This is a genomic window from Cupriavidus sp. DL-D2 (assembly GCF_039710735.1).
Taxonomy (GTDB): Bacteria; Pseudomonadota; Gammaproteobacteria; order Burkholderiales; family Burkholderiaceae; genus Cupriavidus.
In genome coordinates this window covers 38,581-65,543 of record NZ_JBDKXK010000064.1, presented here as the reverse complement: position 1 = coordinate 65,543, position 26,963 = coordinate 38,581, and the positions used below count along the sequence as shown (strand labels likewise).

The 26,963-nt window shown below is 62.4% G+C and carries 24 protein-coding genes and 1 tRNA gene; 5 read left to right on the top strand and 20 right to left on the bottom strand.

Translation table 11 applies throughout. The features are described from left to right. Positions 1 to 70: 70 nt before the first annotated feature. The 3 genes from ABDB81_RS25375 to rnr all read right to left on the bottom strand — a co-directional run bounded on the left by ABDB81_RS25375 (position 71) and on the right by rnr (position 4,251). Positions 71 to 808, bottom strand: a complete 738-nt coding sequence (locus ABDB81_RS25375) for an NAD-dependent deacylase (RefSeq protein ID WP_137926187.1) — start codon at positions 806 to 808, stop codon at positions 71 to 73. Position 809: 1 nt separating this feature from the next. After that, on the bottom strand, positions 810 to 1,553 hold the full coding sequence (gene rlmB, locus ABDB81_RS25370) for a 23S rRNA (guanosine(2251)-2'-O)-methyltransferase RlmB (protein WP_137926186.1): 744 nt from the start codon (positions 1,551 to 1,553) through the stop codon (positions 810 to 812). Between the two features lie 70 nt (positions 1,554 to 1,623). Further along, on the bottom strand, positions 1,624 to 4,251 hold the full coding sequence (rnr, locus tag ABDB81_RS25365; protein WP_346813916.1) for a ribonuclease R: 2,628 nt from the start codon (positions 4,249 to 4,251) through the stop codon (positions 1,624 to 1,626). A gap of 69 nt (positions 4,252 to 4,320) precedes the next feature. On the opposite strand from rnr, the gene ABDB81_RS25360 reads away from it, so the two are divergent. The 3 genes from ABDB81_RS25360 (at position 4,321) to ABDB81_RS25350 (ending at position 5,814) form a co-directional block, all read left to right on the top strand. Then, a tRNA-Leu gene (locus ABDB81_RS25360) sits at positions 4,321 to 4,407 on the top strand. A gap of 297 nt (positions 4,408 to 4,704) precedes the next feature. Further along, a complete protein-coding gene (locus tag ABDB81_RS25355; RefSeq protein WP_137926184.1) occupies positions 4,705 to 5,139 on the top strand; it encodes an Rrf2 family transcriptional regulator in 435 nt (144 codons plus the stop codon). 66 nt (positions 5,140 to 5,205) lie between these two features. After that, positions 5,206 to 5,814, top strand: a complete 609-nt coding sequence (locus tag ABDB81_RS25350; RefSeq protein ID WP_346813915.1) for an NAD(P)-dependent oxidoreductase — start codon at positions 5,206 to 5,208, stop codon at positions 5,812 to 5,814. Positions 5,815 to 5,873: 59 nt separating this feature from the next. Here ABDB81_RS25350 and ABDB81_RS25345 read toward each other — a convergent pair whose 3' ends face one another. From ABDB81_RS25345 to ndk, 16 genes are all read right to left on the bottom strand, one after another. After that, complete coding sequence (locus ABDB81_RS25345; protein WP_137926182.1) at positions 5,874 to 6,443, bottom strand: phosphoribosyltransferase; 570 nt, start codon at positions 6,441 to 6,443, stop codon at positions 5,874 to 5,876. A 132-nt stretch (positions 6,444 to 6,575) separates the two neighbouring features. Then, positions 6,576 to 7,919 (bottom strand): adenylosuccinate synthase, encoded by a 1,344-nt coding sequence (locus ABDB81_RS25340; RefSeq protein ID WP_160472578.1) that lies wholly within the window; start codon positions 7,917 to 7,919, stop codon positions 6,576 to 6,578. A 184-nt stretch (positions 7,920 to 8,103) separates the two neighbouring features. Next, positions 8,104 to 9,255, bottom strand: a complete 1,152-nt coding sequence (locus ABDB81_RS25335) for an ATP phosphoribosyltransferase regulatory subunit (RefSeq protein ID WP_137926180.1) — start codon at positions 9,253 to 9,255, stop codon at positions 8,104 to 8,106. Positions 9,256 to 9,387: 132 nt separating this feature from the next. Further along, positions 9,388 to 10,290, bottom strand: a complete 903-nt coding sequence (gene hflC / locus ABDB81_RS25330; protein ID WP_137926179.1) for a protease modulator HflC — start codon at positions 10,288 to 10,290, stop codon at positions 9,388 to 9,390. 11 nt (positions 10,291 to 10,301) lie between these two features. Next, a complete protein-coding gene (gene hflK, locus ABDB81_RS25325) occupies positions 10,302 to 11,642 on the bottom strand; it encodes an FtsH protease activity modulator HflK (RefSeq protein WP_346813914.1) in 1,341 nt (446 codons plus the stop codon). Positions 11,643 to 11,759: 117 nt separating this feature from the next. Beyond that, entirely contained in the window at positions 11,760 to 13,028 is a 1,269-nt protein-coding gene (hflX, locus tag ABDB81_RS25320) for a GTPase HflX (protein ID WP_346813913.1), read from the bottom strand. A gap of 254 nt (positions 13,029 to 13,282) precedes the next feature. Beyond that, positions 13,283 to 13,522, bottom strand: coding sequence for an RNA chaperone Hfq (hfq, locus tag ABDB81_RS25315; RefSeq protein ID WP_130389837.1), 240 nt, complete (start codon positions 13,520 to 13,522; stop codon positions 13,283 to 13,285). A gap of 210 nt (positions 13,523 to 13,732) precedes the next feature. Further along, positions 13,733 to 15,076, bottom strand: coding sequence for a ribosome biogenesis GTPase Der (gene der / locus ABDB81_RS25310; protein WP_137926177.1), 1,344 nt, complete (start codon positions 15,074 to 15,076; stop codon positions 13,733 to 13,735). A 230-nt stretch (positions 15,077 to 15,306) separates the two neighbouring features. Beyond that, positions 15,307 to 16,458: an outer membrane protein assembly factor BamB gene (gene bamB, locus ABDB81_RS25305; RefSeq protein ID WP_160472581.1), complete on the bottom strand. Its 1,152-nt coding sequence runs from the start codon at positions 16,456 to 16,458 to the stop codon at positions 15,307 to 15,309. A gap of 50 nt (positions 16,459 to 16,508) precedes the next feature. Next, the gene (locus tag ABDB81_RS25300; RefSeq protein ID WP_137926175.1) at positions 16,509 to 17,138 is read right to left on the bottom strand and encodes a tetratricopeptide repeat protein; all 630 of its coding nucleotides are present in this window, start codon (positions 17,136 to 17,138) and stop codon (positions 16,509 to 16,511) included. 87 nt (positions 17,139 to 17,225) lie between these two features. Then, on the bottom strand, positions 17,226 to 18,584 hold the full coding sequence (gene hisS / locus ABDB81_RS25295; RefSeq protein WP_137926174.1) for a histidine--tRNA ligase: 1,359 nt from the start codon (positions 18,582 to 18,584) through the stop codon (positions 17,226 to 17,228). A gap of 41 nt (positions 18,585 to 18,625) precedes the next feature. Beyond that, positions 18,626 to 19,918, bottom strand: a complete 1,293-nt coding sequence (gene ispG / locus ABDB81_RS25290) for a flavodoxin-dependent (E)-4-hydroxy-3-methylbut-2-enyl-diphosphate synthase (protein WP_160472582.1) — start codon at positions 19,916 to 19,918, stop codon at positions 18,626 to 18,628. A 49-nt stretch (positions 19,919 to 19,967) separates the two neighbouring features. Continuing rightward, the gene (locus ABDB81_RS25285; RefSeq protein WP_160472583.1) at positions 19,968 to 21,074 is read right to left on the bottom strand and encodes a RodZ domain-containing protein; all 1,107 of its coding nucleotides are present in this window, start codon (positions 21,072 to 21,074) and stop codon (positions 19,968 to 19,970) included. Further along, a complete protein-coding gene (pilW, locus tag ABDB81_RS25280; RefSeq protein WP_160472584.1) occupies positions 21,067 to 21,846 on the bottom strand; it encodes a type IV pilus biogenesis/stability protein PilW in 780 nt (259 codons plus the stop codon). The genes ABDB81_RS25285 and pilW overlap by 8 nt, the downstream gene beginning before the upstream one ends. Then, positions 21,843 to 22,994: a 23S rRNA (adenine(2503)-C(2))-methyltransferase RlmN gene (gene rlmN / locus ABDB81_RS25275; protein WP_160472585.1), complete on the bottom strand. Its 1,152-nt coding sequence runs from the start codon at positions 22,992 to 22,994 to the stop codon at positions 21,843 to 21,845. Before rlmN ends, pilW begins: the two co-directional genes overlap by 4 nt. Positions 22,995 to 23,045: 51 nt before the next feature. Then, positions 23,046 to 23,471 carry a nucleoside-diphosphate kinase gene (gene ndk / locus ABDB81_RS25270; protein ID WP_137926169.1) on the bottom strand — a complete coding sequence of 142 codons (426 nt, stop codon included), beginning with the start codon at positions 23,469 to 23,471 and terminating at the stop codon, positions 23,046 to 23,048. A gap of 337 nt (positions 23,472 to 23,808) precedes the next feature. On the opposite strand from ndk, the gene ABDB81_RS25265 reads away from it, so the two are divergent. Continuing rightward, positions 23,809 to 24,510, top strand: a complete 702-nt coding sequence (locus ABDB81_RS25265) for a Bax inhibitor-1/YccA family protein (RefSeq protein WP_137926168.1) — start codon at positions 23,809 to 23,811, stop codon at positions 24,508 to 24,510. 70 nt (positions 24,511 to 24,580) lie between these two features. Here the strand turns inward: ABDB81_RS25265 and rlmD are convergent, their stop codons facing one another. Further along, on the bottom strand, positions 24,581 to 25,993 hold the full coding sequence (gene rlmD, locus ABDB81_RS25260; protein WP_346813912.1) for a 23S rRNA (uracil(1939)-C(5))-methyltransferase RlmD: 1,413 nt from the start codon (positions 25,991 to 25,993) through the stop codon (positions 24,581 to 24,583). A gap of 100 nt (positions 25,994 to 26,093) precedes the next feature. Between rlmD and ABDB81_RS25255 the strand changes: the two genes are divergently transcribed. After that, positions 26,094 to 26,948, top strand: coding sequence for an endonuclease/exonuclease/phosphatase family protein (locus tag ABDB81_RS25255; protein WP_346813911.1), 855 nt, complete (start codon positions 26,094 to 26,096; stop codon positions 26,946 to 26,948). Positions 26,949 to 26,963 lie beyond the last annotated feature (15 nt).

The window sequence follows — 26,963 nt, the reverse complement described above, 5'->3', positions numbered from 1 at the left end:
GTTACCCATGTCTCCGGTCTGTACACCGCGCGCGGGAGAGGGGAGAAAGCAGAGAGGCCAGGTCAAATAACTAAGACCACAACGCCGGCAAACACTCCCCTGCCGCCGCTGCCAAGACCACATCTGCCGTCTCATCCAGCGCGGAAGGCTGCGGGTTGACCACAATCACCTTGGCACCATGCTCACGGGCCAGCCCCGGGAGTGCTGCCGCCGGATACACCAGCCCCGACGTTCCCACCACCAGACAGAGGTCGCAGTTTTGCGCCGCATGATCGGCACGGAAGCGGGCGACGCGCGGCAAATCCTCGCCGAACCAGACCACACCAGGACGCATCATCGCGCCACACAGCGCGCAGTGTGGCGGGTCACCCGGGATCGGAGGCACCGTATCGCAGCGGCCACAGGTATCGAGCCATTTGTTGGCGAAGAGATTGCCGTGGAGTTCCACGACGTGTTCGCTGCCGGCCTGCTGATGCAAGCCGTCGATGTTCTGCGTGACGAGCGTGATCGATTTCGATTTGTCACCGGCGAGCGCCGCCAGCGCATAGTGCGCCGGGTTCGGCTTTGCGGCCGATACCAGTTCGCGGCGATGTTGATACCACTGCCAGACCAGCGCAGGCTGGCGCCGGTAGGCTTCCTCGGTCGCCAGTTCCTCGGGATCGAAGCGCGCCCAGAGTCCGGTCAGGGCATCGCGAAACGTGGGAACACCTGACTCGGCGGAGATACCTGCGCCGGTCAGGACGAAGATGTTCCGCGCGTCGGCAATCCACGCGCGAGCCTGCGCCAGCAGGGCGGCGTCGACGATCATGTCAGCGTGGCAGGCGACGCTGGCGAACGGCTTCGTACAGGCACACGCCGCTGGCCACCGAGACGTTCAGGCTTTCCACGCCACCCGCCATCGGGAGCGATACCAGGTCGTCGCAGGTTTCGCGCGTCAGGCGGCGCATACCTTCGCCCTCCGCACCCATCACGATGGCCGTCGGACCCTTGAAATCCACGTCGTACAGCGACTTCTCCGTGCCATCGGCCGTCCCGATCACCCAAATGCCGCGTTCCTGCAATTCGCGCAGCGTGCGCGCCAGGTTCGTTACAGTGATGTAGGGCACGGTTTCCGCGGCACCGCTAGCCACCTTGGCGACGGTCGCGTTCAAACCAACGCTACGATCCTTCGGCGCGATCACGGCATGGGCACCGGCACCATCGGCCACGCGCAGACATGCGCCCAGGTTATGCGGATCAGTCACACCATCGAGAATCAGCAGCAGCGGCGTGCCTTCGATGCCATCGAGCAGTTCGTCGAGGTTGAGTGCGAGCGACACATCTTCGGCACGCGCCACCACGCCCTGGTGGCGATCGGTACCAGCCATGCCACGCAGGCGGTCGCTATCAACGGGATGAAGCGTGACGTTAAGACTCTCCGCCAGGCGGATGAAGTCCTGCATGCGTCGGTCCTTGCGGTTCGCTTCGATATAGATGTCGGACACACTCTGCGCGCTCTGGCGCAGGCGTGCTTGCACGGCATGAAAGCCGATCAGGAGTTTGTGTTTAGCCATGGCGCGCATTGTACTCGCCATGGCCTCACTCAAACTGGCTTTTGGGCGACCGGAGTGGTCGCCCGCCATGTCACCGCTTGCGCGGTGTGCGGCTGGTCTTGCTGGCCGTCTTGGCCGGATGCTTGGCAGTCGCCTTGCGGGCGGTCTTCAAATGGCCGGGCTTCGGCTTGGCTGCCCGCTTGGCAGGTTTGCCGGCCGGCGCCTTCGCCGGTGCGCGTCCGTGAGATGTATGACCGACATGCGCATCGCGCGGCTTCAGCGGCGTGATCACGGCTTCAAACACAGGCTGCTCTTCGATCACTCGGTCGAGCGTTTCGTCGAACGACTCTTCCGGCTTGGAAGTACCGCCCAACAAGGCCGCCAGCTGACGCCCCTTCTTGCGCGCCGGCACGGCATGCGCCGCGGGCACGCGCGGCGGCTCCGAGACACCGGCACGGCCACGCAATGTCTTGGCCGATGGCTCCTGCACCAGGCGGAAGTCGATCTTGCGCGCATCGAGGTCCACGCGCGACACCTGCACGCGCACCCGATCCGTCAAACGGTAGCGAATGCCAGTCCGCTCGCCGCGAAGTTCGTTGCGCGCCTCGTCGTACTGGAAGTAATCGCTGCCCAGTTCCGTCACGTGTACCAGCCCTTCCACATACAGCTCGTCGAGCTGGACGAAGATGCCGAACGATGTGACCGCGCTGACCGTACCGGCATAGTCGCTGCCGAGCTTGTCGCGCATGAAGTAGCACTTCAGCCAGGCTTCCACATCGCGCGATGCCTCGTCGGCACGGCGCTCGTTAGCCGAGCAGTGCAGGCCGAGTTCGTCCCAGATGGCTTCGTTGCGCTTGGCACGCGCGGCGGCGTTCGCGGCGCGCTTCTCAGCGTCGGCGGCCTGCATGCGGCGAGCCTTCGGCGAGATCTGCGTATTGAACTCGGTGCCCGGGCCAAAGGCCGGTTGGTACTTCGTATGCGCAAGAATCGCCTTGATCGAACGATGCACGAGCAAGTCCGGATAGCGCCGGATCGGACTCGTGAAGTGCGCATAGGCTTCATATGCCAAGCCGAAGTGGCCAATGTTGTCCGGACTGTAGACCGCCTGCTGCATCGAACGCAGCAGCATGGTCTGCAGCATCGGCGCGTCGGGACGGGACTTGATCTTGTCCATCACCTCGGCGTAATCCGATGCCTGCGGCTTGTCTCCGCCACCCAGCGACAGCCCTGAAGTCTTCAGGAATTCCCGCAGATTCTTGAGTTTTTCTTCACTCGGGCCCGCGTGGATACGGTATAGCGCCGGATGCTTGAAGCGTTCGAGGAAGTCGGCTGCGCAGACGTTGGCCGTCAGCATGCACTCTTCGATCAGGCGGTGCGCATCGTTGCGCGTGCGCGGCAGGATCTGCTCGATCTTGCCCTGCGCATTGCAGACGATATAGGTCTCGGTGGTGTCGAAATCGATGGCACCGCGTTCGCGGCGGGCCTTTAGCAAAACCTGGAACAGTTCGTACAGGTTCTGCAGGTGCGGCACGAGATCGGCACGCTTGTGCGCTTCCGGACCCTTGGTGTTCGACAGGATCGACCAGACCTCGTTATAGGTCAGGCGCGCCTTCGAGTGCATGACCGCCGGATAGAACTGGTAGCCCTTGAGCTCGCCCTTGGCCGTGATCACGGCATCGCAGACCATGCAGAGACGATCCACCTCTGGATTCAGCGAGCACAGCCCGTTCGACAGCTTCTCGGGCAGCATCGGAATCACGCGGCGCGGAAAGTACACCGAGGTGGCACGATCCAGTGCGTCGGCGTCCAGCGGCGTGCCCGGACGCACATAGTGCGAAACGTCGGCAATCGCCACGATCAGGCGCCAACCCTTCGCACGTCCGATCTTGACCGGCTCGCAGTAGACCGCATCGTCGAAGTCCCGTGCGTCTTCACCGTCGATCGTGACCAGCGAGACATCACGCAGGTCGATACGATGATCGAGGTCAGCCTGGCGCACCTCGTCGGGCAGCGCCTGCGCTTCCTTGGCCGCACCCGCCGAAAACTCATGCGGCACGCCATACTTGCGCACCGCGATCTCGATCTCCATGCCAGGATCGTCGATATCGCCAAGCACTTCCACCACACGTCCCACGGGCTGCACGTAGCGGTCCGGCCATTCGGTCAGTTCGACGCTGACGATCTGCCCCACTCGCGCCTTGCCCTGGGCCTTGGGCGGAATCAGGATGTCCTGGCTGATGCGCTTGTCCTCTGGCGCCACCACGAGCACACCATTCTCGGACAACAGCCGGCCAATCACGAAGCGGTTGGCCCGGTCCAGGATCTCGACGATCTGGCCTTCCGGACGTCCGCGACGGTCGTAGCCCACCACGCGCACCTGCGCGCGGTCGTTGTGCATGGCCTTCTGCAGTTCACGCTCGGGCAGGAAGATATCGTCGTCGCCGTCGTCGCGGATCAGGAAGCCAAAGCCATCGCGATGGCCCTGCACGCGGCCGGTCACGAAGTTAGGCTGATGGGCCAGCTCGTAGCGGCCCTTGCGATTGAGTTCGATCTGCCCGTCGCGTTCCATTGCGGCCAGACGTTTCTGGAAGCCGTCATGCTCCTTGCGCGTGACGGACAGGGCCTTGGCGATATCGCCTGCCGAAAGGGGCGACCCCGAAGTTCTCAATACGCCCAGGATTTCTTCCCGGCTCGGGATCGGATAGTTGTTTTGATTCAATTTTTCTGGAAACTATTTGACAATCGTTTTGCGGTCGCTATAATGGCCGCTTCGGTTGTTTCGACACCTGCCCAGGTGGCGGAATTGGTAGACGCACTAGGTTCAGGTCCTAGCGGTGGCAACACTGTGGAGGTTCGAGTCCTCTCCTGGGCACCAAGATTTAGCGAGAAACCCGCAACGCACGTTGCGGGTTTTTTGTTTTTGCGTCGCCGAATCTTTCAAATCCTCTCCCCTCGTTGCTTTGTCCATGGCTCATTTCTGAGTTCGAGCCGTGGATGAGTGTATCAGTTTCAGTGTCGATTCCGGCATTATCTCGCCATCTTTGCAAGTTCGATCGCCGAAAATGCAGCATTTCTTCCTCGCAGCCTGTTGCTACACCGCCCGGCCCCGCTGATGGAAAGGTTGACCCATCGCTGATCTGTAACTACCATGGTTTCACATTGAGATTTCCCCATGAGCACCAGTAGCCGGTTTGCCGTCGCCGTCCATATCCTCACGCTGCTTGCACAGGCCGAGGGTCCGGTGCCATCGTCCATGATTGCCGGCAGCGTGGGCACCAACCCCGCGCTGATCCGCCGCATGATCGGAGCGCTGACCGAAGCCGGGTTCGTGAGCACGACAATGGGCAGCACCGGCGGCGCAATGCTGGCGCGCCCGGCGTCGGCCATCACACTGCTGGACGTGTTCCGCGCCACCGAAACCACGGCGCTGATCACGCTGCACCAGAGCGCGCCCAACCCGGCGTGCATGGTCGGCCGCGAGATCACCGGTGCGCTGCAGGTCGTGGCCGACCGTGCGCAAGCCGCGATGGATGCTTCGCTCAAGGAGATCACGATTGCCAGCATGCTCGGCGAAGTCGAACATGCCGCCCGGCGCCGCAAGCGCTGATTTTTTTACCTCGATATGTAACCACATTGATTACATATCATTCGCTACTATGAAGGAGCCATCATCATGAAGATCGCCATTATCGGCGCCACCGGCAACGTGGGCACCCGCCTGACCGACGAAGCGCTGCGTCGCGGCCATACCGTCACTGCCCTCGCCCGCCAGGCTTCAAAGCTTCCTACACGCGACGGCGTCGTCGCAAAGGATATCGACGTGAGCAATGCCCAGGTCCTGGCCGATGCACTGCGCGGCAGCGATGTCGTCATCAGCACCGTCCGATTCCTGCAAGCCACGACCTCGCAGATCACCGACGCCGTCAAGGCGGCGGGAGTGAAGCGTTTGCTGGTGGTGGGAGGCGCGGGCAGTCTCTACATCGCGCCGGGCAAGCAACTGGTCGACACCCCGGAATTCCCGGACGCGTACAAGGCCGAAGCCTCGGCCGGTCGTGACTTCCTGAATGCGCTGAAGAAGGAAACGTCGCTTGAGTGGACGTTCCTGTCGCCGTCGGCCCTCTTCACGCCGGGCGAGCGCACCGGCAAGTTCCGACTGGGCAAGGAGGATTTGCTCGCCACCGCGGACGGCAGCTCGATCTCGATGGAGGACTACGCAATGGCCATGCTCGATGAGATCGAGCAGCCAGAACATGTGCGGGAGCGGTTCACCGTAGGGTACTGATACCTCGATCCGTACCTTGGAGCACCCCTCCGCCGCGCGGGCGGAGGGGTGCCGCAGACTCAGGCTGCCGAGTCGTCGTCCAGCAGGCTGGCGCGCTTGCCGCGCTTGAGCCAGGCCGCGAGATTGTGCGGGCGAAGCGTGTCGTATTCCTCGAACGGCTGATGAATCCATGGGTTCGAAGGCAGGAACGTCACGTGGTAGTTGGGCTCAACCTTGGAGCACGCCTTGTACCAAAGCACCGCCGAGCGCACGTCGGTCACTTCAGGATAGCGTTCCTTCAGGTGGCGACCCACTCGCTCCAGCGTCACACCCGAATCGACGAGGTCATCCACCAGCAGGATTCGCCCTTCCAGGTTGCCACGCGTCATCGTGATGTATTGCGCAATGTCGAGCGTGCCCTGCTGCGTGCCGGCAGCTTCGCGGTACGAACTCGTCGCCAGGATAGCTAGCGGCACATCGAAAATACGCGACATCTGATCACCCACGCGCAGACCGCCTCGGGCCAGGCACAGGATCTGATCGAACTTCCAGCCCGATTCATGCACGTTCAGCGCGAGACGCGCGATCAGTCGGTGGTAGTCATCCCACGAGACCCAGAGGTTCTCGTCATCATTGGTTGGCAGGTTCATGGCAATCTTCTGATATCAGCGGCTTCGTTGGCCGATGGATAAAGCATCGGCCCGCATATCGCGGGCCGAATATCTTCAGTGAGGCCGTGGCGCGGGTGGCGCCATGGTCCTGCACACTGCATTGACCGGGGCTTAGGCCACCAGGTACGGATGGCGCAGCAGGATCGTCTCGTCTCGATCCGGACCGGTCGAGATCATGTCGATCGGGATACCGACCACTTCCTCGATGCGCTTCAGGTACACGCGTGCCTGTTCCGGCAGCGCATCCCAGGTCTTCACGCCAAACGTCGACTCGTTCCAGCCCGGGAATTCTTCATAGATCGGCTGGCATGCGGCCACGGCATCCGAGCCACGCGGCAGGATATCGACCCGCTTGCCGTCGAGCTCGTAGCCCACGCACAGCTTGATCGTTTCCAGACCGTCCAGCACGTCGAGCTTGGTCATGCACACGCCAGACACACCATTGATCTGTACCGAACGCTTCAGCGCAGCGGCGTCGAGCCACCCCGTGCGGCGCGGACGGCCCGTAACAGAGCCAAATTCCTTGCCGACATTGGCCAAACGCACACCTACGGCATCCTGACGGGCAGGGTTATCGTGGTCGTACAGTTCGCTCGGGAACGGACCAGCGCCCACGCGGGTGCAGTAAGCCTTGGTGATGCCAAGGATGTAGTTCAGGCGACCCGGACCGACGCCAGCGCCCGCAGCAGCCGCACCGGCCACGCAGTTGCTCGAGGTCACGAATGGGTACGTGCCGTGATCGACGTCGAGCAGCGTGCCTTGCGCGCCTTCGAACATCAGGTTGCCACCTGCTTCATTCACGGCATACAGCTCGGCCGACACATCGGCGATCATCGGCTTCAGGCGCGGCGCGTAAGCCAGCATCTCGTCGAGGATCTGCTGGTAGTCCACAGCTTCGGCGCCCAGGTATTGGGTCAACATGAAGTTGTGGAACTCGACGTTCTCGCGCAGGCGTTCGGCGAAATGCTCCGGGTTAAACAGGTCTTGCACGCGCAATGCGCGGCGGGCCACCTTGTCTTCGTAGGCCGGGCCAATGCCACGACCGGTCGTGCCAATCTTGGCAGCACCACGGCGGGCTTCGCGCGCCTTGTCGATGGCAACGTGGTACGGCAGGATCAGCGTGGTGGCTTCGGAGATGCGCAGGCGGTTCTGCACTTGCAGGCCGGCGCTTTCCAGTTCCTCGATCTCACGGAACAGCGCTTCGGGCGACAGGACCACACCGTTACCGATGTAGCAGACGGTACTGGCGCGCATGATGCCCGAGGGGATCAGTCGCAGGATCGTCTTCTTGCCGCCGATAATGAGCGTGTGGCCAGCGTTGTGGCCGCCCTGGAACCGCACCACGCCCTTTGCCTGGTCGGTAAGCCAATCGACGATTTTTCCCTTGCCTTCGTCACCCCACTGGGTTCCGATCACGACGACATTGCGTCCCTGGCTTACTGCGGATGCGGACATGTTGAATTGGTCAGAAGGTTAAAAACGTATTCTACTCTCGTTGCCGGACGGTTCCCGGTTTTCGGGCCCCTCTCGGACAGACGTTTACCGCCCTTCGCGGGCGATAATAGGCCGCCGCGAGCAGCAAACGTCATTTTGAGAGCACGGAAAACAGGCCGGCAGGACATGCCGGCCCGGCGAAAAATCAGCGGGGGACCACCACCCAGGCGTCGCCCTGCCGCTGAAGCTGACGGTCGCAGTTGAACTCATCGAGCTCGTGCGTATGACCCGGCAGCGACTGAATCACGATCTCGCCAGCGGCGCGCAGCGTGGCAATCGTCGACCGCAATGCGGGATCGGCGTCCCACGGCGCAAAGATCGCCAGGGCGCGGACCTCGACTGGCGACAACGCCGCCACCTCACGCAGATCAAGCGAAAAACCGGTAGCCGGCCGGGCACGGCCAAATGCCTCGCCTACCTTGTCGTAGCGGCCGCCACGTGCAACGTAGTTCGGCAGGCCAGACACGTACGCGGTGAACATCACGCCGCTGTGGTAGTGATAGCCGCGCAGATCGGAAAGGTCGATGTTGACGCTGGCACCACGGACCTGATTGGCCAGCGCCGCCAGTTCGTCCAACGCACGGCCAATAGCAGCATTGGACGGCAACGTCGCGCGCGCGCGCTCGATGACTTCCACGCCGCCATATAGCGTCGGCAACGCCAGGAGGGCATTGCGCTCGGTGTCTGGCAGTCCCTGCGTCAACTCGCGCAGCGCGGCGACGTCCTTGGTTTCCAGTGCCGCGAACATTGCATCCTCGATTTGGCGCACCGACGGCAACGCCGAGAGCAGCGCTTCGAGAATGCCAGCGTGGCAAAGGTCCAGCCGGATATCTGTCAGGCCCGCCACTTGCAGCGCAGCCAGCATCAACTCCTGAATTTCGACGTCAGCTTCCAGGCCCGCATGACCATAAATCTCGGCGCCGATCTGGATCGGCTCGCGCGTCGCATGAAAACCAGCCGGACGTGCGTGCAGGACGTTGCCCGCGTAGCAGAGGCGCGTCACGCCAGGGCGATTCAGCAAGTGGGCGTCGATGCGGGCCACCTGCGGCGTGATATCGGCACGCAAGCCCATCGTACGGCCGGACAACTGGTCCACCAACTTCAGCGTGCGCAGATCCAGGTCATGGCCCGTACCGGTCAGCAGCGACTCCAGGTACTCAAGCATCGGGGGCATGACCATCTCGTAGCCGTAGGTACGAAACAGGTCGAGCATCCGGCGGCGCAGCTCTTCGATCTTGCGCGCTTCCGACGGGAGCACGTCGGCAATGTTTTCAGGCAGGAGCCAGCGATTGGACATGGGGGTCTCTTATATCAAAAACCTGGCTGGCGAGCTGCACGCCCTCCAGCCGGACAAAACCCCGGACGGACCGGGGTTCTGTCGCATATTGCTTATCCGGGCACTTCCAGCACCCGGGGCGCGATGTACGCGCTACTTCTTGCCGCCGGACGGGGCCGGTGCGGCATTGCCACCCGACGACCGCATGTAGCGGAAGAAGTCGGAATTCGGCTCGAGCACCATGACGTTGCCCTTGTCGCGGAACGTGTTGCGGTAGGCTTCCATGCTGCGCCAGAACTGGGCAAAGTTCGGATCCTTGCCAAACGCATCGGCATAGACCTGCGAAGCCTTGGCATCGCCCTCGCCCTTCACCACCTGCGCGTCGCGATACGCCTCGGCCAGCACCACTTCACGCTGACGGTCGGCATCGGCACGGATTTTCTCACCTTCCGCGGCGCCCGTCGAACGCAGTTCGTTGGCCACGCGCTTGCGCTCGGCCTCCATGCGGCGATAGACAGACTCGCTGATTGCAGGCAACAGGTCCACGCGCTTCAGGCGCACGTCCAGAATCTCGACACCCACGGATTGCGCGTACTCCGCCATCCCGGCGCGGATGTTCTGCATGACCTTGTCACGCTCACCCGCCACGACATCGGTCACGGTGCGCTTGCCGAACTCCTCGCGGGCCACGGCATCGATACGTTGCGTCATGCGATCCTGCGCGCCGCGCACATTTCCACCAAAGGCCACGAAGAACTTGCGCGGATCGGTAATGCGCCACTTGACGAACCAGTCCACCACCATCGACTTCTTTTCGGCGGTCAGGAAACGCTCGTTTGCCGCGACGTCGATCGTCTGGAGGCGGCGATCCATGAAGACCACGTTCTGCAGCGGCGGCGGCAACTTGAAATGCAGGCCAGGCTCACGCACCACCTGCTTGATCTCGCCGAACGCGAAGACCACGGCATACTGGCGCTGGTCCACGACGAAGAGCATCGACGATGCGATGGCCAGCAGGATAAACAGGCCAATGACGAAGGAAATCAGTCGGTTCATGACGGGTCTCCTTAGCGTACGTCGCGGTCGCGGTTACGCATCGCTTCACGCGAGCGGATATCCGTCGTACCGGCGTCCGGTACGGCCGGCGCGTTGGTGCCCGGCGCCGCGGCAGGCGCCGCCGACGATTGCACCTGCGACATCAGCTTGTCCAGCGGCAGGTAGAGCAGATTGTTGCCGCCCTTGGCATCGACAAGGATCTTGTTCGAGTTGCTGTAAATCTGCTGCATGGTTTCCAGATAAATACGGTCGCGCGTGACCTGCGGCGCCTTCGCATACTCGGTCTGCACCGAGCGGAAGCGCGACGCATCACCCTCTGCCTGCGCCACCACGCGGGCACGATAGGCTTCGGACTCTTCCTTCAGGCGTGCCGCCGTCCCCTTGGCGCGCGGCAGGATGTCATTGGCATAGGCTTGCCCTTCGCTGATCGCGCGCTCGCGATCCTGGCTTGCCTTGTTCACATCGTCGAATGCGGCCTGCACCTGCTCGGGCGGCTGCACGCTCTGGACGTTGACCGAGATCACGCGAATGCCGGTCTTGTACGAAGTCAGGATCGACTGGATGGACTTGGCTAGCCCCTGCGCAATCTGTTCACGGTTCTCGTAGAGCACCGAATCCATGCGGTTGCGGCCCACGATCTCCCGCACCGACGTTTCCGCGGCCTGCGTGACCAGTTCCTCGTCACCGCCACGATCGGTCTTGTTGAAGAACAGATATTCGCTCGCGTCCTGGATGTCGTACTGGACCGTAAAGCGGACGTCGATGATGTTCTCGTCCTGCGTGAGCATCGACGAGTCCTTCAGGTTGCTGTCCTTGATCGACGTCGAACGCCCGACTTCCACGGAGCGCACCGCCGACAGGTTCACGATCTCGGCCGACTGGATCGGCCACGGCGCGCGCCAGTTGATACCGGGGCCCGTCGAATATTTGAACTTGCCGAACTGCAGGATCACGGCCGTCTGGCCTTCCTGCACCATGAAGAAGCCACTCGCCAGCCAGATGCCAACCACTGCGGCAACGATCACGCCGATGCCAATGTTCGAACCCTTGCCCGACGGACGCGAGCCGAAGCCATTGCCCTGGCCGCCACCGCCATTGTCCTTGCGGCCAAGCAGGCCGCTCAGGCGACGGTTGAAGTCGCGCCAGAGTTCATCGAGATCGGGCGGGCCGTCCTGCTGCGGACGCTGGTTCTGCTGGCGGCCTTTGTCCTTGTCATCATCATCCTGCCCATCGCGGCCCCAGCGGGGATCATTCAACGAGAAGATGGCGCGCAGGCGAGGCCAGCGCGCAGACCGCGCCGGGCGGCCGGCTGGCACGAGGTGCGAGTCAGGATTCCGAGGGAACAGGGGCATGTAGAGCACGGGTCCGGGAAAGTTTGAACAGGGGGATTCTAGCAGTCATCTCGATCACTTTTGCTCAGAATCCCGCAATCAGGGGCTGATTATCATCGAATTGTCATGCAACGACGGTCAGCGCGGGACGTCAGGCTCCTCGCCACCGTCTTGCCGGGGCTCGTCGGCCACCTCTGCGGCGTCGTCGAAACCATCACCATCCCCAGCCACCGCGCCTCCCGGCACGCTGTCGAGCCGGGGGTCGTATGGGGCAGGATCGGCAGGCCGCGCAGCCAGCCACTGGGCCACTTCGACGATCGATTCACGCAAGGCGTCGAGGCCCATGCCCTCACGCGCGGACAGGAACACGCGCGTCGGTACCCCGTCCTCGTTACGCTCGACGCGCGGCCCCTGCTCCTGCAATTCCGGTGCCGCGTCGATCTTGTTCATGATGACGATCTGCGGAATGTCCGAAGCGTCGATTTCCGCAAGCACGCGGTTGACCTGCTCGATCTGCTCATGACGCACTGGACTTGAGGCGTCCACGACGTGCAGCAGGAGGTCGGCATGCACCGTTTCATCCAGCGTGGCACGGAAGGCCGCCACGAGCTGCGTCGGCAGATCCCGGATGAAACCCACCGTATCGGACAGCACTACATTCCCGAAGCCGTCCAGGAACAGCCTTCGCGACGTGGTATCGAGTGTCGCGAACAGTTGATCCGCTGCATAGGCACGCGCCTTGGTCAGCGCATTGAACAGAGTGGACTTGCCGGCGTTGGTATAACCGACCAGCGAAATGCTGAGTGTATCGTTGCGCGCGCGCGCGCGCCGCTGCGTATGATTCTGGCGCTGCAGGCGGGCCAGATCGGCCTTGAGGCGCTTTGCGCGCGTATCGAGCATCCGGCGATCCAGTTCGAGCTGACGCTCGCCCGGGCCACCGCGCATGCCGATACCACCCTTCTGGCGTTCCAGGTGGCTCCATGCGCGGACCAGGCGCGACGCCTGGTATTGCACCTGGGCAAGCTCCACCTGCACCTTGCCCACGTGGCTCTGCGCTCGCTGCCCAAAGATGTCGAGGATCAAGCCAGTTCGGTCGATCACATGCCGACCCAGGAAGCGCTCCAGATTTCGCTGCTGGGCGGGACTCAATGCGTGGTTGAACACCACGATGTCGGCATCCAGTGCATCCGCTGCTTCCTTGAGTTCCTCTGCCTTGCCCGATCCGATGAAAAGCGCAGGGTCCGGACGCGAGCGCTTGCCCGTCAGCGTGTGAACGGGCATCGAGCCTGCCGTGCTGGTCAGCAGTGCCAGTTCGGAAAGACTCTCCTGGAAATCGTGCTTGCCGAAATCCACGCCGACTAGTACGGCGCGCGACGGCTCGGTGTTGGTAGTAGCTTTGGATTGCAAGCGGGTGGACGCTGGGCGCCGGAAATTACGATTGTTGAGACAACGACTGACCAGACTCGGGCAGAACACCACACCCGGTTGCCATCAGGCACAGGGGCGGTTTCGAATGCTTTCGGGAGTCGGCGAGAGATGATGCAGCCCGGTCACTAACGCTATAGCCAGGGTGGCCAGGACGGGCAGAGAGCAAAGGCGGGAACAGGCAATGCAACGGCCGCATGCGGATGCCGCGGCCGTTCATGCGCGAGAAGAAAAGATCAGTTCTCGGTCGAATCATCCACACGGAAGTTGACGGCACGGGCCGGCACGACAGTGGAAATCGCATGCTTGTAGACCATCTGCGTCACGGTGTTACGCAGCAGGACGACATACTGGTCAAACGACTCGATATTGCCTTGCAGCTTGATGCCATTGACGAGATAGATGGAAACCGGCACGTGCTCTTTGCGCAGCGCGTTAAGGAACGGGTCTTGTAGCAATTGCCCTTTGTTGCTCATGGCACACTCCAAATTTATAGATTTAGTGATGGATCATGGGGACGAAAGTCCCCGGTTCAAGTCAGTTGGCGCAAAAACGCGCCAGAAAAAAGATCAAAACGGTACCAATCTGGCATCAACGCGCAGGGCTCCCCCTGCTACCGTGAATTTAGCCGCAGTTCCAAACGAACGCAAACGAAAACTTGGCTGAGGGCACGGCACCCTCCCGACTCAATCCTTCGAGTCCGCGTACGGGTTTTTGTTCGATCTGAATTCGATGCGCAAGGGCGTGCCCTTGAGCTTGAACGCCGTCCGGAAGCGGTTTTCCAGGTAGCGCTTGTACGTGTCTGTCACGTTCTGCAGCGCATTGCCGTGAATGATGACGATCGGCGGATTGGAACCGCCCTGGTGTGCGTAACGCAGCTTCGGACGCGATACACCGGCACGCTTCGGCTGCTGGAACTCCACCGCTTCGTTCAGCACGCGCGTCAGTTGCGGCGTCGGCAACTTGATCATCGCGGCGGCATAGGCATCATCCACCGAGCGCAGCAACGCGCTGATGCCGGTGCGTTCCTTTGCGGAAACATAGTGCACATTGGCAAAGCTCAGGAACTGCAGCTTGCGCTCCAGATCGTGCTTCACGCGGTCACGCGCGTGTCCGTCGAGACCGTCCCACTTGTTGACGCCCACAACCAACGCACGGCCAGATTCGACAATGAAGCCGGCAATGTGCGCATCCTGCTCCGAGATGTCCTGCTGCGCGTCGAGCAACAGCACCACCACGTTGGCATCGGCAATCGACTGCAGCGTCTTGACCACCGAGAACTTTTCGATGGCTTCGAACACTTTGCCGCGCTTGCGCAGGCCAGCGGTGTCGATCAGCGTGTATGGCTTGCCGCCGCGCTCGAACTCCACGTAGATGGCGTCGCGCGTGGTGCCCGGCATGTCGAATGCAATGACGCGCTCTTCGCCGATCAGTGTGTTGACGAGCGTGGACTTGCCGACATTCGGCCGTCCCACGATCGCGATCTTGGTGCCGCGCTGGCTTCCGTCATCTTCCTCGGCCAGTTCCGGACGCTCCTGTACCGCGATTTCCAGCGCCTCGTCCACGAGTTCGCGGACGCCGTCACCGTGCGAAGAGGAGATGGCATACGGATCGCCCATGCCAAGTTCATAGAAGTCCGCCGCCACCGACGTGTACTTCATGCCCTCGGCCTTGTTGATCGCCAGCATGATGCGGCGGCCCGTCTTGCGCAGGTAGTCGGCAATCACGCGATCCTGGGGGGCCAATCCAAGACGGCCATCCACCAGGAAGATGACAACGTCCGCTTCGACCACGGCCTGGCGCGTCTGCTTGGCCATCTCGGCCACGATGCCTTCCTTGGCCACGGGCTCGAAGCCGCCGGTATCGATCGCGATAAACGGACGTTCGCCGATACGGCCCTCACCATAGTGACGGTCGCGCGTAAGACCCGGCAGGTCGGCGACGAGTGCGTCGCGCGAGCGGGTCATGCGGTTGAATAGCGTCGACTTGCCCACATTCGGGCGGCCGACGATTGCAATAACTGGTTTCATGCAAATAAACGGGAACAGGGGGCGGGCGTAGCACGCCGTCCCCCAGCAATTCCGGAGTCATGTTGATCCAACAACCACCGCGCCTGAGGCACGGCTGGCCGCTCTTCCTGTCGAGCGGATGCGGGGCATCTGCCCCAATCCGCTATTTACCTGGCACGACCAGGGATCATGCTACCGGATTGGCGCCACCCGTGCGACAGGGGCACAGGCGGACTTGTGTACGCAGGCGATCAGTTCGGCACGAAACCGAATACATCGCCGTCGCGCGTCTGCACCACCAACGTCGCGCCGGCCACGACCGGGGCTGCGGTGACGGCGCTGCCGTCAGTCTTCATCCGCGCCAGCACAGTGCCGTCCTCACGCGAAAGGAAGTGGACATAGCCCTCGTAGTCACCTACCACCACCGAGCGGCCCAGAGTCGTTGGCGCGCCGAGGCTGCGGTAGCGCAGATCCGTGTTCTTCCAGCGCTCATTGCCGTTCTGGCGATCGAACGCATAGACGGTAGACGATTCGTCGCCAGCAAACAGCGACGTTTCATCCTGCGCCAAACCGCCCGGCGAAGAGAAGTCCTTGCCCCACTGCGGCTGGCCGTTGGCCAGTTCGAGGCAGGCCACGCGGCCCTGGAACGTCGTGGCGCATACCTGGCGACCGTAGACAGCCGGCATGCCGGTCACGTCGTTCAGGCGTTCGATTTCCGACACGCCCTTCGGATACGAGACCGTGCTTTCCCAGCGCAGCACACCGTTGCCCGGGGCCAGCACGCCGAGCTTGCCGCCCGGGAAGCCCGTCACAATGCCGTCGCCGGCGAACACCATGCCCATGGCAGCCCGCAGGTTCAGAGGCGATTGCGAGCGCTGATAGATCCAGCGGCGTTCGCCAGTCCCTGCATCCAATCCGATCAGGCGCGTATCCGTGGTACGAACGACCACGAGCCCGTTGCCGACCAGCGGAGCCGACAGGACCTCGCCATTGATCTGCTTCTTCCAGATCTGCTTGCCGCTCTTGTCGAACGCGTAGATGGCGCCCTTCTCACCCGCCACCGCCGTGGTCTGCCCATCGGTGCCCGGACCCGAAGTCAGGTCGATATCGGTCTTGGCCTTCCACAGTGTCTGGCCGTTGGTGGCATCTATCGCCATCACCGAGCCGCTCTTGCCCGACACAAACACGACGTTGCCGGCGGACACAGGTGCCATCACATACTGGCCACCCTTGCCCACATCGGCCTTCCATGCCTGCTTGACCGAAAGCGTTGCCGAGATCGGCTTGAGTTCCGTCGGCGGGTGCTTGTTTTCCTTGCCGAACAGCGAGCAGCCCGCCAGAAGGCCCAGGCAAGTGCCGGCCACGATAGTGCGGGTAGCGGCTGTACGAAGCAATGACGTCATAGGGTGCGATCCTGAATTTTTGAAAACTATCAGCGGTCCGCGGTCCTCGCTCAGGCCGCGCCCAGCGCGTCGAGCTTGAACTGGATAATCTGGCGCATGCCACCCTCGGCGGCACCCAGCTTTTCGAGTGCCTGCTTGTAGGCGGTACGCGCTTCTTCCCGCTTGTCCTGTGCGGCCAGCAAATCGCCACGACGATCGGCGAACAATGCCGCGTATTGCGCCGGCTCGTCCTTCAGCAGCGCCAGACCCTGGTCATAGGCTTTCTCGTCGAGCAGCACACCCGCCAGACGCACGCGCGCCAGCGGCGCATAGTCATCACCACCGTGGTCGATCGCCCACTGCAGTTGCGACTTGGCGCCAGCCAGATCGCCGGCGTCATACAGCACCTTGGCAGCGGTCAGCGCGCTCATCGGACCATATGCGGTACCGCCGAACTTGCTTTCGAGATCCGTCGCTGCGCGCTTGACGCGATCGGCGTCGCGCGCCTCGGCAGCCTTGGTCACCTGCTCGTAAAGCAGACCCGCGTCCCGCGCCTGCGTGCGTTGCCAGTAGTTCCAGCCGGCCCACGCTGCAAATGCGAACAACCCGGCGATCAGCGCCCAGGTTACCGTGTTGCCGTATTGCTTCCACCAGGCCTTGAGGGTCTCAAGCTGTTCCTGTTCTTCCAGATCGTAAGCCATGTCGAGTCAGTTACCCGCATTGGTTAATATTGACGCGGCCGCTTTCCGTCAAGGTCAGCGGCCGCGGTACGAAGTCCGACGGTTGTCTTACTGCTCGTCGTCCTCGTCGTCCTCTTCATCATCGAGCGCATCCACCATCCTGGCGATGATGAACTCGACCAGTTCCTCTGCCGGCACGCTGGTCTGCGGGCCCCCTGCCGCAGCGTCGCCGCCACGCAGTTGCTTGACCTGTACGAGACCAGCGGCAATTTCGTCGTCGCCAATGATAACGGCAAAGGCTGCGCCACTCGCATCGGCACGCTTCATCTGCGACTTGAAGCTACCGCTCTTGCCATCCGGCGTGGCATGCAGGACGACATCGAGACCCGCATCACGCAGACGCTCGGCCGCGATCATGGACTGCAGTCCGGCAGCTTCGCCTTGGTGCACCATGTAGATGTCGCAGCCAACCGGGTCGGGTTGCAGCTTTTCTTCGCGCAGCAGTTCGATAATCCGCTCGATGCCCATGGCCCAGCCACACGCTGGAGCAGACTTGCCGCCCATCTGCTGGATCAGCGGATCGTAGCGACCGCCGCCGGCGATCGTGCCCTGCGCACCGAGCTTGTCAGTGATCCACTCGAACACCGTAAGATTGTAGTAGTCGAGGCCACGAACAAGACGCGGATTGATCTTGAACGGAATATTGTTGGCCTTGAGGATACGTTGCACGCCCTCGAAGTGAGCCAGCGATTCCTCGCCCAGGAAATCGACCAGCTTGGGCGCGTTGGCGGCCATCTCCTGCAACGCGGGATTCTTCGTATCCAGCACACGCAGCGGGTTCGTGTACAGGCGGCGCTTGCTGTCCTCGTCGAGAATGTCCTGGAACCCTTCAAGGTACTTGATCAATTCCTCGCGGTGCGCGGCGCGCTCGTGCGCCTGTCCCAGCGAATTCAGTTCCAGGCGTACACCAACCAGGCCCAGGTCATCCCACAGGCGCTGGCACATCAGGATGATCTCAGCGTCGACATCCGGACCAGCAAAACCGAGCGCTTCCGCGCCAAGCTGGTGGAACTGACGATAGCGGCCACGCTGCGGGCGCTCGTGACGGAACATCGGACCCGTGTACCAGAGGCGCTTCGGGCCGTCATACAGCAGGTTGTGCTCGATCGTCGCGCGCACAGCGGCAGCCGTGCCTTCCGGACGCAGCGTCAGATTCTCGCCATTCAGCGCATCGGTAAAGGAGTACATCTCCTTCTCCACGATGTCAGTGACTTCACCGATGCCGCGGACGAACAGCTGGGTATGCTCGACGATAGGCGTGCGGATCTGCTGGTAGCCATAGGCACGCAGCATGCCGCGTGCGGCATCTTCGAACATTTCCCACAGCGGGGCGTCGGCGGGCAGCATGTCGTTCATGCCCTTCACGCCCTGCAGTGCCTTGGCGGCCTTCGTCTTGTCTTCGCTCATGTCTTCTTGGTAGTGGCAGCGTTACCTGGCGCGTCACGCGCTCAGGCCACGGCTTCCTGTTTTGCCTGCTTTGCGCCCGGGCCATAGTGCGAGCGGACATATTCGTCCACGATCGCCTGGAACTCCTGGGCAATATTCTCTCCGCGCAGCGTGCGGACCTTGACGCCATCGACAAACACCGGCGCGGCCGGCGACTCGCCCGAACCCGGCAGCGAAATGCCAATGTTGGCGTGCTTGCTTTCACCGGGGCCGTTGACGATGCAACCCATCACGGCCACGTCCATCTCTTCGACGCCGGGGAACTCGGTCTTCCAGAGCGGCATCTGCTCGCGCAAATAGCCTTGGATACTTGCCGCCAACTCCTGGAACGTCGTGCTGGTCGTCCGGCCACAACCCGGGCACGCAATAACCATCGGCGTAAAGTTGCGCAGCCCCATCGTCTGCAGGATTTCCTGACCGACGTAGACTTCCTTCTCGCGCGCAGCACCCGGCTCGGGCGTCAGCGAAATACGGATCGTGTCGCCAATGCCCTCCTGGAGCAGAACCGACAGCGCAGCCGTCGATGCGACGATACCCTTGCTGCCCATGCCGGCCTCGGTCAGCCCCAAGTGCAACGCGTAGTCGCAACGGCGGCCCAGTTCACGATACACGGCGATCAGTTCCTGCACCTGCGACACCTTGCACGACAGGATGATCTGGTCGCCCGGCAGGCCGATTTCCTCGGCCTTTTGCGCGGACTCGATCGCCGACGTGATCAGCGCCTCGACCATTACGCTTTGCGCGGCCCAAGGCTGTGCACGTGCGGCGTTCTCGTCCATGACGCGCGCCAGCAGGTCCTGGTCCAGGCTGCCCCAGTTCACGCCGATCCGCACGGGCTTGTTGTAGCGGCACGCCATCTCGATCATCTCGGCGAACTGCTTGTCGCGCTTGGCGCCCTTGCCCACGTTGCCGGGATTGATGCGGTATTTCGAGAGCGCCTGGGCACAGTCGGGATAATCGTGCAGCAGCGTATGACCGTTGTAGTGAAAATCGCCCACCAGCGGCACGTTCACACCCATGCGGTCGAGTTGCTCGCGGACCGACGGCACGGCGGCTGCGGCTTCCGGCGTGTTGACCGTAATCCGGACGATCTCCGAACCCGCACGTGCGAGTTCCTTGATCTGGATGGCCGTGCCGATCGCGTCGACCGTGTCCGTATTGGTCATCGACTGGACGCGCACTGGCGCGCCACCCCCGATCGTCACGATGTTGTCACCCCAGACAACACTGGCCTGGCGCGAGTTGCGACGCGGCAGCGGACCCGGCATCACCGGTTGGAAAGCGTTCTGGTTCATTGCATTACCACCTTCATCTGGCATGGCTCGTTGCGCCGCCCGGACCGCATTACTGCAAGGTCAGGCGCGCCACATTGTTCCGATTGGCGGCCTGGAGGTCCACCGGCGCGCCATTGTGCGCCATCGACTCCACGCCCTTAACATTTCCGATGATCACCTTGTACGGACCACCCGCGCCGGTACCGGTCACGGTATCGCCGGCCTTGCCGGTGCCCCCAATGATCACCTTGCCCGAGCGGTCGCGCACTTCGAACCAGGTTTCGGACGAGAAGCGGATCTGCACGGCACCCGTGCCGGTACTCGCGGCAGCCACAGGGGCTGGTGCCGATGCGCCAGTGACGGAGGTGGCCGACTTATCCTGTGCGAGGGCCGGGGCGGGAGCCAATGCTCCACCCGTTGCCAACGGCATGCCGGAAGCCGTCGTTGCAGGTGCCGGCGTTGTCGCTGTTGTGGCAGCAGTGGCAGCACCTGCCGGCTTGGCCTGCGCTTCCAACGCAGCGGCAGATTCCGACGGTGCCGGCGAATCGTTACCGACCATGACGGGCGGCAGCGCGGCAGTCACCGTGCCGTCGCCATTGCTCTGCTGGGCGGTCGTATCGTCTGTCGATGACGTGGCCGGAGCCGGTGCTTCCGTCACGGCCGCACTGCGTGCATCGAGCCACGCCTTGACGTGGTCATAGCCAAAATAGCCACCGACGCCCACCAGCGCAATGACGCAAAGCAGCCAGAGCCAACGTCCGCCCGCGCCGCCGGTCTTTTTGCCGAAACGCTTGCGGTCGTCGAACGCCTGGTTGAGGGCACCCTCATGGCGGCGCGTGATGCCGGTCACGGGCGTAGCCTGTGCCTGCGCATGATAGCGACCCAGCAAGGGATCGATATCGATCTGGAGCGTACGCGCATACGCGCGCATCACACCCTTGGCGAAGGTCACGTCCATCAGACTCGACACATCGCCGGACTCGATCGCCTGAAGCTTGTTCGGTGCCACTTTGAGGCGAGCACCCACATCTTCCAGCGAGAGGCGCTGCGCCTCTCGCGCGTCTTTCAGTTGTGCCCCGATTTCGCGGGCGACGGCCTCGCGGTCGGAGTCTGTCGCGCCGCCACCAACGTTCCGGGTAGTCGTGGCCTGGCTGTCGGCGCGCTCTTGTTCATTCATCCCAAGCTCCTCTCTCGTATGCGGTCAACTCGCGCGAATCGGGGAAGCGGTTGCGCAACTCCGCAATCAGCTTGCTCTGCGCCTGATCGTCGCCCTGCCGCCGGGCAATACGCGCTCCCAGCCAGAGGGACTGCGCGCTGACGAAACGGCTGCCGTTGACGCGGCCGATATATTGGTTGGCCTGCCTCATGTCCCCGCGCTGAAAATTCAGCTGCGCAAGATTCATGAGCACTGACGGATCGTTGCGGTCATATCCGTAGGCCGTCTGCAAATTTTTTTCCGCACCGGCCAGGTCGCCGCTGCGCATTTCGCATGAACCGAGCGCGGTCAGCGGCTTTACGGGTCCATTGGCCGACGGTGCCTGCACCGCGCGCTGCAGCGTTGCTTTCGCTTCCGGGTAGCGATGAGCCTCGCACAGGAACAGGCCGTAGTTGTTCAACACGTCCGCGTCGTTGCTGCGCATGTTCAGGGCCGTGCGGAAGCTGTCCTCGGCCAGCGCGTTCTCGCCCATACCCATGTAGATCAGCGCACGCACATGGTAGGCGTCCACACTCGACGGATCGGCATTGATCGCCTGCTTGACCTCGTCAAGCGCCACCGGATACTGGCGCGCCTCGAGGTATTGCGTCGCCAGGCGCAGCCGAATCGCGGAACGCTTGTTCGCGGTAGTCTGATCGGAAGCGGTCTTGATATCCTGCGAGGGTCCCTGGGGCAAAGTACAGGCGGACAACATCAACAGCCCTGACAGGGCAGCGACAAGCAGACGGATCATGCAGGACGAGCCTCCCGAGCGGCGCCGGACGGCACCGGAACCAGTGGCGTGATCTTGCCGAACTTGCCCCGCTCGGCCAGACGAGTACGATCCATGACCTCGCCAGCCAACTGACCACAGGCGGCGTCGATATCGTCGCCACGGGTCTTGCGGATCGTCGTTACAAGGCCCGCGTCCATCAGCACCTGGGCGAAGCGGCGGATCTGCTCGTTGTTCGAGCGCTTCAGCCCCGATTCCGGGAACGGGTTGAACGGGATCAGGTTGAACTTGCACGGCACGTCGGCCACAAGCTTCAGTAGTTCCCGCGCATTCTCGACGGTGTCGTTGACGCCATCGAGCATGCAATATTCGAAAGTCACAAAATCTCGCGGCGCGAATTCGAGATAACGACGGCATGCCGCCATCAAATCGGCCAACGGATATTTGCGGTTCAGCGGTACCAGCACATCGCGCAGCGCGTCATTCGACGCATGCAGCGAGACGGCCAGCGCCACGGGCAGGTCCTTCGACAGGCGATCCATCATCGGTACCACACCCGACGTGGATAGCGTCACGCGCCTGCGCGACAGGCCGTACGCGTTGTCGTCGAGCATCAGCCGCATGGCCGGCACGACGGCGTCGTAGTTAAGCAGCGGCTCGCCCATGCCCATCATCACCACATTGGAGATGACACGGTCATCCTTGGGTCCGCGCCCCAGTTGCTCGCGCATCGCGAATTCGGCCATCCAGAGCTGGCCGATAATTTCGCCGGTGGTGAGGTTCCGGGAAAAACCTTGCTTGCCGGTTGAACAGAACCGGCAATTGACGGCGCATCCGGCTTGCGAAGACACGCACAGCGTACCGCGCGTGTCTTCGGGGATGTACACCGTCTCCACCGCATTGCCGGCACCAACGTCGATCAGCCATTTGCGCGTGCCGTCAGTGGACAGGTTGTCCGTGATGACGGCAGGCGCGCGGATCTCGGCACGCGTCGCGAGCTTTTCGCGCAGCGACTTGGCGAGATCCGACATGCTATCGAAGCGGCTGGCACCGAACTGGTGGATCCAGCGTTGCAGCTGCCGCGCACGGAACGGCTTCTCGCCGAGCTCTCCGCAATAGCGGGTGAGCGCGTCCGCGTCGAGGTCGAGCAGGTTGACGAGATCGTTCATGACGGCAGTTTCCAACTTTGCTACAGGTTCAGTCGTGATGTCAGAAGACAATCAACGGCTGTAAACGTTCATACCCGGGAAGAAGAAAGCCACTTCCACGGCAGCCGTTTCAGCGGCGTCCGAGCCGTGCACGGCATTGGCGTCGATGCTGTCGGCGAAATCGGCGCGGATCGTGCCCTTTTCAGCCTTCTTCGGGTCGGTGGCACCCATCAGGTCGCGGTTCTTGAGGATGGCGTTTTCGCCTTCCAGAGCCTGGATCATGACCGGGCCCGAAATCATGAAGTCAACCAGATCCTTGAAGAACGGGCGTGCTGCGTGGACAGCGTAGAACTGCTCGGCTTCGCCGCGCGACAGTTGAACCAGCTTGGCTGCAACAATCTTCAGGCCAGCGGCCTCGAAACGGGCGTAGATCTGGCCGATAACGTTCTTGGCCACAGCATCCGGCTTGATAATCGACAGGGTGCGTTCGATCGCCATGAAAAACTCCGAAAAATGAAGGGGTTACAAATGGATTAAACGTGCAATTCTAGCACGACCGGATGGCGGATTCGAGCGCGCCTGGACATGGCCATCAAGGCACGCGATAAATCTGTGGGGCACTACTATAAAAAGCCTTGTAAATCACATTACATTCGTGAAATGAAGGAACAGTCGCCCCGCAGTTGCGTCAAAATGTTGACGTTTTCGGAGAACAACTACGGGTGGGGGTATTTGTCAATACAAAGCCCCTTGCAAAAGCCCCAACGCGATGCCACATTGGCAGCGTGCTGTCGGGTAACCCCGGCGCCTCACATACTTGATGACAGGAGTCACCATGAACAACAAGCTGAACAGTTACGGATTCGGCACTAGCGCGGGCGCCGATGTTGCAGTCCGCAACCGGGTCCTTCGCAATACCTACTGGCTACTGGCCATCTCGATGGTGCCGACCGTGCTCGGCGCCTGGATCGGGGTCGTCACTGGCTTCACCGCACTGATCTCCGGCAGCCCGATGCTGTCCGCCCTGCTCTTCCTGGGCGTGGCGTTCGGCTTCATGTTTGCGATCGAGAAGACCAAGAACAGCAGCATGGGCGTGGTCCTGCTGCTGGCGTTCACGTTCTTCATGGGACTGATGCTGGCGCGCATCCTGAGCCTGACGCTGTCCTACTCGAACGGACCGGCGCTGATCATGTACGCGTTCGGCGGCACGGCTACCGTGTTCGCAGTAATGGCGTCGATCGCTACGGTCAGCAAGCGCGATTTCTCGGGCCTGGCCAAGTTCCTGTTCGTCGGCGTCATTCTGCTGATCCTGGCAAGTCTGGCCAATATCTGGCTGCAATTGCCGGCGCTGATGATCACGCTGTCGGTCATTGCTATTGCCATTTTCTCGTTGTTCATCCTCATCGATGTGCAGCGGGTGGTCAACGGAGGCGAGACGAACTATGTGACGGCGACGCTGGCGATCTACCTGGACGTCTACAACGTCTTCGTGAACCTGCTGGCGCTGCTGGGTATTGCCGGCGGCAATCGCGACTGATCGCGACGCTGCAGCAACGAAAAAGCCGCCTTGGCGACAAGGCGGCTTTTTTCATGGGCTGACGCTGGAATCAGGCGCGCTCGAACACGGCGATGGATTCCACATGCGAGGTATGCGGGAACATGTTGACGACGCCCGCACCCTTCAGCGTGTAGCCTGCCTCGTGAACCAGCAGGCCCGCATCGCGGGCGAGTGTAGCGGGGCTGCACGACACGTAGACGATGCGCTTCGGCAGCACATCGCTGCCGGCCTGGTGCAGTTCGCCAAGTGCCTTGCATACCGCCAGCGCACCCTCGCGCGGAGGATCGACCAGCCAGCGGTCGAAGCGGCCCAGCGCGGCGATATCCTCGGCAGTTACCTCGAACAAGTTGCGGCAGGCGAACGACGTCTTCTGCGCCAATCCGTTGTATTCGGCGTTGGCCAGCGCGCGCGTCGTCAGCGCCTCGCTGCCTTCGATTCCCATGACGGACGCGCCCTGTGTAGCGAGCGGCAGCGTGAAATTGCCGATGCCGCAGAACAGGTCCAGCAGGCGGTCTGTGGGCTGGGCATCGAGCAGACGCAACGCGCGCCCGATCAGCACGCGATTGATCTGATGATTGACCTGCGTGAAATCCGTAGGCCGGAACGGCATCCGGATGCCGAACTCCGGCAGCGTATAGGCCAGTTCCTGCTCGACCGGATAGAACGCGTAGACGGTGTCTGGCCCCTTGGGCTGCAGCCAGAACTGGACTTCGTGCCTGTCTGCAAAGGCGCGCAGCAGATCTTTATCGGCATCGGTGAGCGGTTCGAGAATGCGCAGCACCAGCGCCGTTACCTCGGCACCCATTGCCAGCTCGATCTGCGGCATGCGGTCGCGGATGGACAGGCCAGCCACGAGTTCGCGCAGCGGCACCAGCATATTCGACACCTTCGGCGGCAGGATTTCGCAGCGCGTCATGTCGGCCACGAAACTGCTCTTGCGCTCGTGGAAACCCACCAGCACGCCGCCCTTCTTGGCCACGTATCGCACGGTCAGGCGTGCCCGATAGCGGTAACCCCAATCCGGCCCAGCAATCGGGCGGAACACCACGTCGGGCTTCACCTTCGACAGATGCCAGAGATCGTCTTCGAGTACGCGCTGCTTGATGGCGAGTTGCGCACGCGAGTCCAGATGCTGCATCGAGCAGCCGCCGCAAACGCCGAAATGCTGGCAGCCGGGATTCACGCGCATCGACGATTGCTGCTTCACCTCGACCAGGCTGGCCTGCTCGTAGCTGGGCTTGCGTTTGAAGCTACGGTAACTGACCGTTTCGCCGGGCAATGCGCCCTCGACGAAAATTACCTTGCCCGGGGTACCATCCTCGTTCACCAGGCGGCCGACGCCGCGCGCCTCCATATCGAGGCTGCCGATATGGACAACGGGCGCGGATGGTGGGGTGGACGCGGGCGTGGATGCGGCGGGCGCAGCACCCGGCTGTTCCACGAGAGCGGGCTGGGAAGACACGGCTTGAGACACCTGAGGGACCTGTCGTATTGTTTTGCGAAAGCGCGATTGTAGTCCAGTCACGGCGCTGTCACGACGTAGCCAACCATACAGGCGAGCAATGGAACTGATTTCCTGGAATATCCAGTGGGGACGCGGCGCAGACGGCCGTGTCGACCTTGCGCGAACAGTGCGCACACTGCGCGAGATGGCGGATGCCGATGTGCTCTGCCTGCAGGAAGTGACACGAGGATTCACCGAGATGCCCGGCCAGCCACAACACGATCAGGTGGCCGAACTGACGGCGCTGCTGCCCGGCTATCGCGTCATCTTCGCCCCGGGTGTCGACCGCACACATGGCGATGGCACGCCACGGCAATTCGGCAACGTCATCGCTACCCGCCTGCCCGTGAATCAGGTATTCCGCTACGCACTACCATGGCCCGCCGATCCCGAGGTGCCTTCGATGCCGCGCGTCGCGCTCGAAGTCACCGTGCAGGACGGCGCCACACCGCTGCGCATCCTCTGCACCCACCTGGAGTTCTATTCAAGGATTCAGCGTGAAGCCCAGGCCGATGCGCTGCGGCAATGGCATGCCGAAGCGTGCGCGCACGCGCGCACGCCAAGCCGATCGGAGAAGAAGTTCGGCCCGTTCACGCCCGAGCCGCGACCGACGGAAGCCATCCTGTGCGGCGATTTCAATGCCAAACCCACAGACATTGCCTATCAGCGCATGCTGGAGCCGTATACGGATGGCACGGTAACTTGGAAGGATGCCTGGTGCCATGCGCATCCAGGCCAGCCGCACGCGCCGACTTGCGGCCTGTTCGATAAGGAACAGTGGCCCGAGCCACCGTTCGCCTGCGACTTCATATTCGTTACCGAAGACCTGCTGCCGAAGTTGGAACGTTGCGAAGTCAACGCAACGACCGATGCGTCCGATCACCAGCCCATCCACCTGAGCCTGCAACGTTAACAGGCAGCCACGGCA

Coding starts and splice junctions, on each gene's coding strand:
- ABDB81_RS25375 (WP_137926187.1), bottom strand. CDS start 808: ATGATCGTCGACGCCGCCCTGCTGGCGCAGGCTCGCGCGTGGATTGCC.
- rlmB (WP_137926186.1), bottom strand. CDS start 1,553: ATGGCTAAACACAAACTCCTGATCGGCTTTCATGCCGTGCAAGCACGC.
- ABDB81_RS25355 (WP_137926184.1), top strand. CDS start 4,705: ATGAGCACCAGTAGCCGGTTTGCCGTCGCCGTCCATATCCTCACGCTG.
- ABDB81_RS25350 (WP_346813915.1), top strand. CDS start 5,206: ATGAAGATCGCCATTATCGGCGCCACCGGCAACGTGGGCACCCGCCTG.
- ABDB81_RS25345 (WP_137926182.1), bottom strand. CDS start 6,443: ATGAACCTGCCAACCAATGATGACGAGAACCTCTGGGTCTCGTGGGAT.
- ABDB81_RS25340 (WP_160472578.1), bottom strand. CDS start 7,919: ATGTCCGCATCCGCAGTAAGCCAGGGACGCAATGTCGTCGTGATCGGA.
- ABDB81_RS25335 (WP_137926180.1), bottom strand. CDS start 9,255: ATGTCCAATCGCTGGCTCCTGCCTGAAAACATTGCCGACGTGCTCCCG.
- hflC (WP_137926179.1), bottom strand. CDS start 10,290: ATGAACCGACTGATTTCCTTCGTCATTGGCCTGTTTATCCTGCTGGCC.
- hflK (WP_346813914.1), bottom strand. CDS start 11,642: ATGCCCCTGTTCCCTCGGAATCCTGACTCGCACCTCGTGCCAGCCGGC.
- hfq (WP_130389837.1), bottom strand. CDS start 13,522: ATGAGCAACAAAGGGCAATTGCTACAAGACCCGTTCCTTAACGCGCTG.
- der (WP_137926177.1), bottom strand. CDS start 15,076: ATGAAACCAGTTATTGCAATCGTCGGCCGCCCGAATGTGGGCAAGTCG.
- bamB (WP_160472581.1), bottom strand. CDS start 16,458: ATGACGTCATTGCTTCGTACAGCCGCTACCCGCACTATCGTGGCCGGC.
- ABDB81_RS25300 (WP_137926175.1), bottom strand. CDS start 17,138: ATGGCTTACGATCTGGAAGAACAGGAACAGCTTGAGACCCTCAAGGCC.
- hisS (WP_137926174.1), bottom strand. CDS start 18,584: ATGAGCGAAGACAAGACGAAGGCCGCCAAGGCACTGCAGGGCGTGAAG.
- ispG (WP_160472582.1), bottom strand. CDS start 19,918: ATGAACCAGAACGCTTTCCAACCGGTGATGCCGGGTCCGCTGCCGCGT.
- ABDB81_RS25285 (WP_160472583.1), bottom strand. CDS start 21,074: ATGAATGAACAAGAGCGCGCCGACAGCCAGGCCACGACTACCCGGAAC.
- pilW (WP_160472584.1), bottom strand. CDS start 21,846: ATGATCCGTCTGCTTGTCGCTGCCCTGTCAGGGCTGTTGATGTTGTCC.
- rlmN (WP_160472585.1), bottom strand. CDS start 22,994: ATGAACGATCTCGTCAACCTGCTCGACCTCGACGCGGACGCGCTCACC.
- ndk (WP_137926169.1), bottom strand. CDS start 23,471: ATGGCGATCGAACGCACCCTGTCGATTATCAAGCCGGATGCTGTGGCC.
- ABDB81_RS25265 (WP_137926168.1), top strand. CDS start 23,809: ATGAACAACAAGCTGAACAGTTACGGATTCGGCACTAGCGCGGGCGCC.
- ABDB81_RS25255 (WP_346813911.1), top strand. CDS start 26,094: ATGGAACTGATTTCCTGGAATATCCAGTGGGGACGCGGCGCAGACGGC.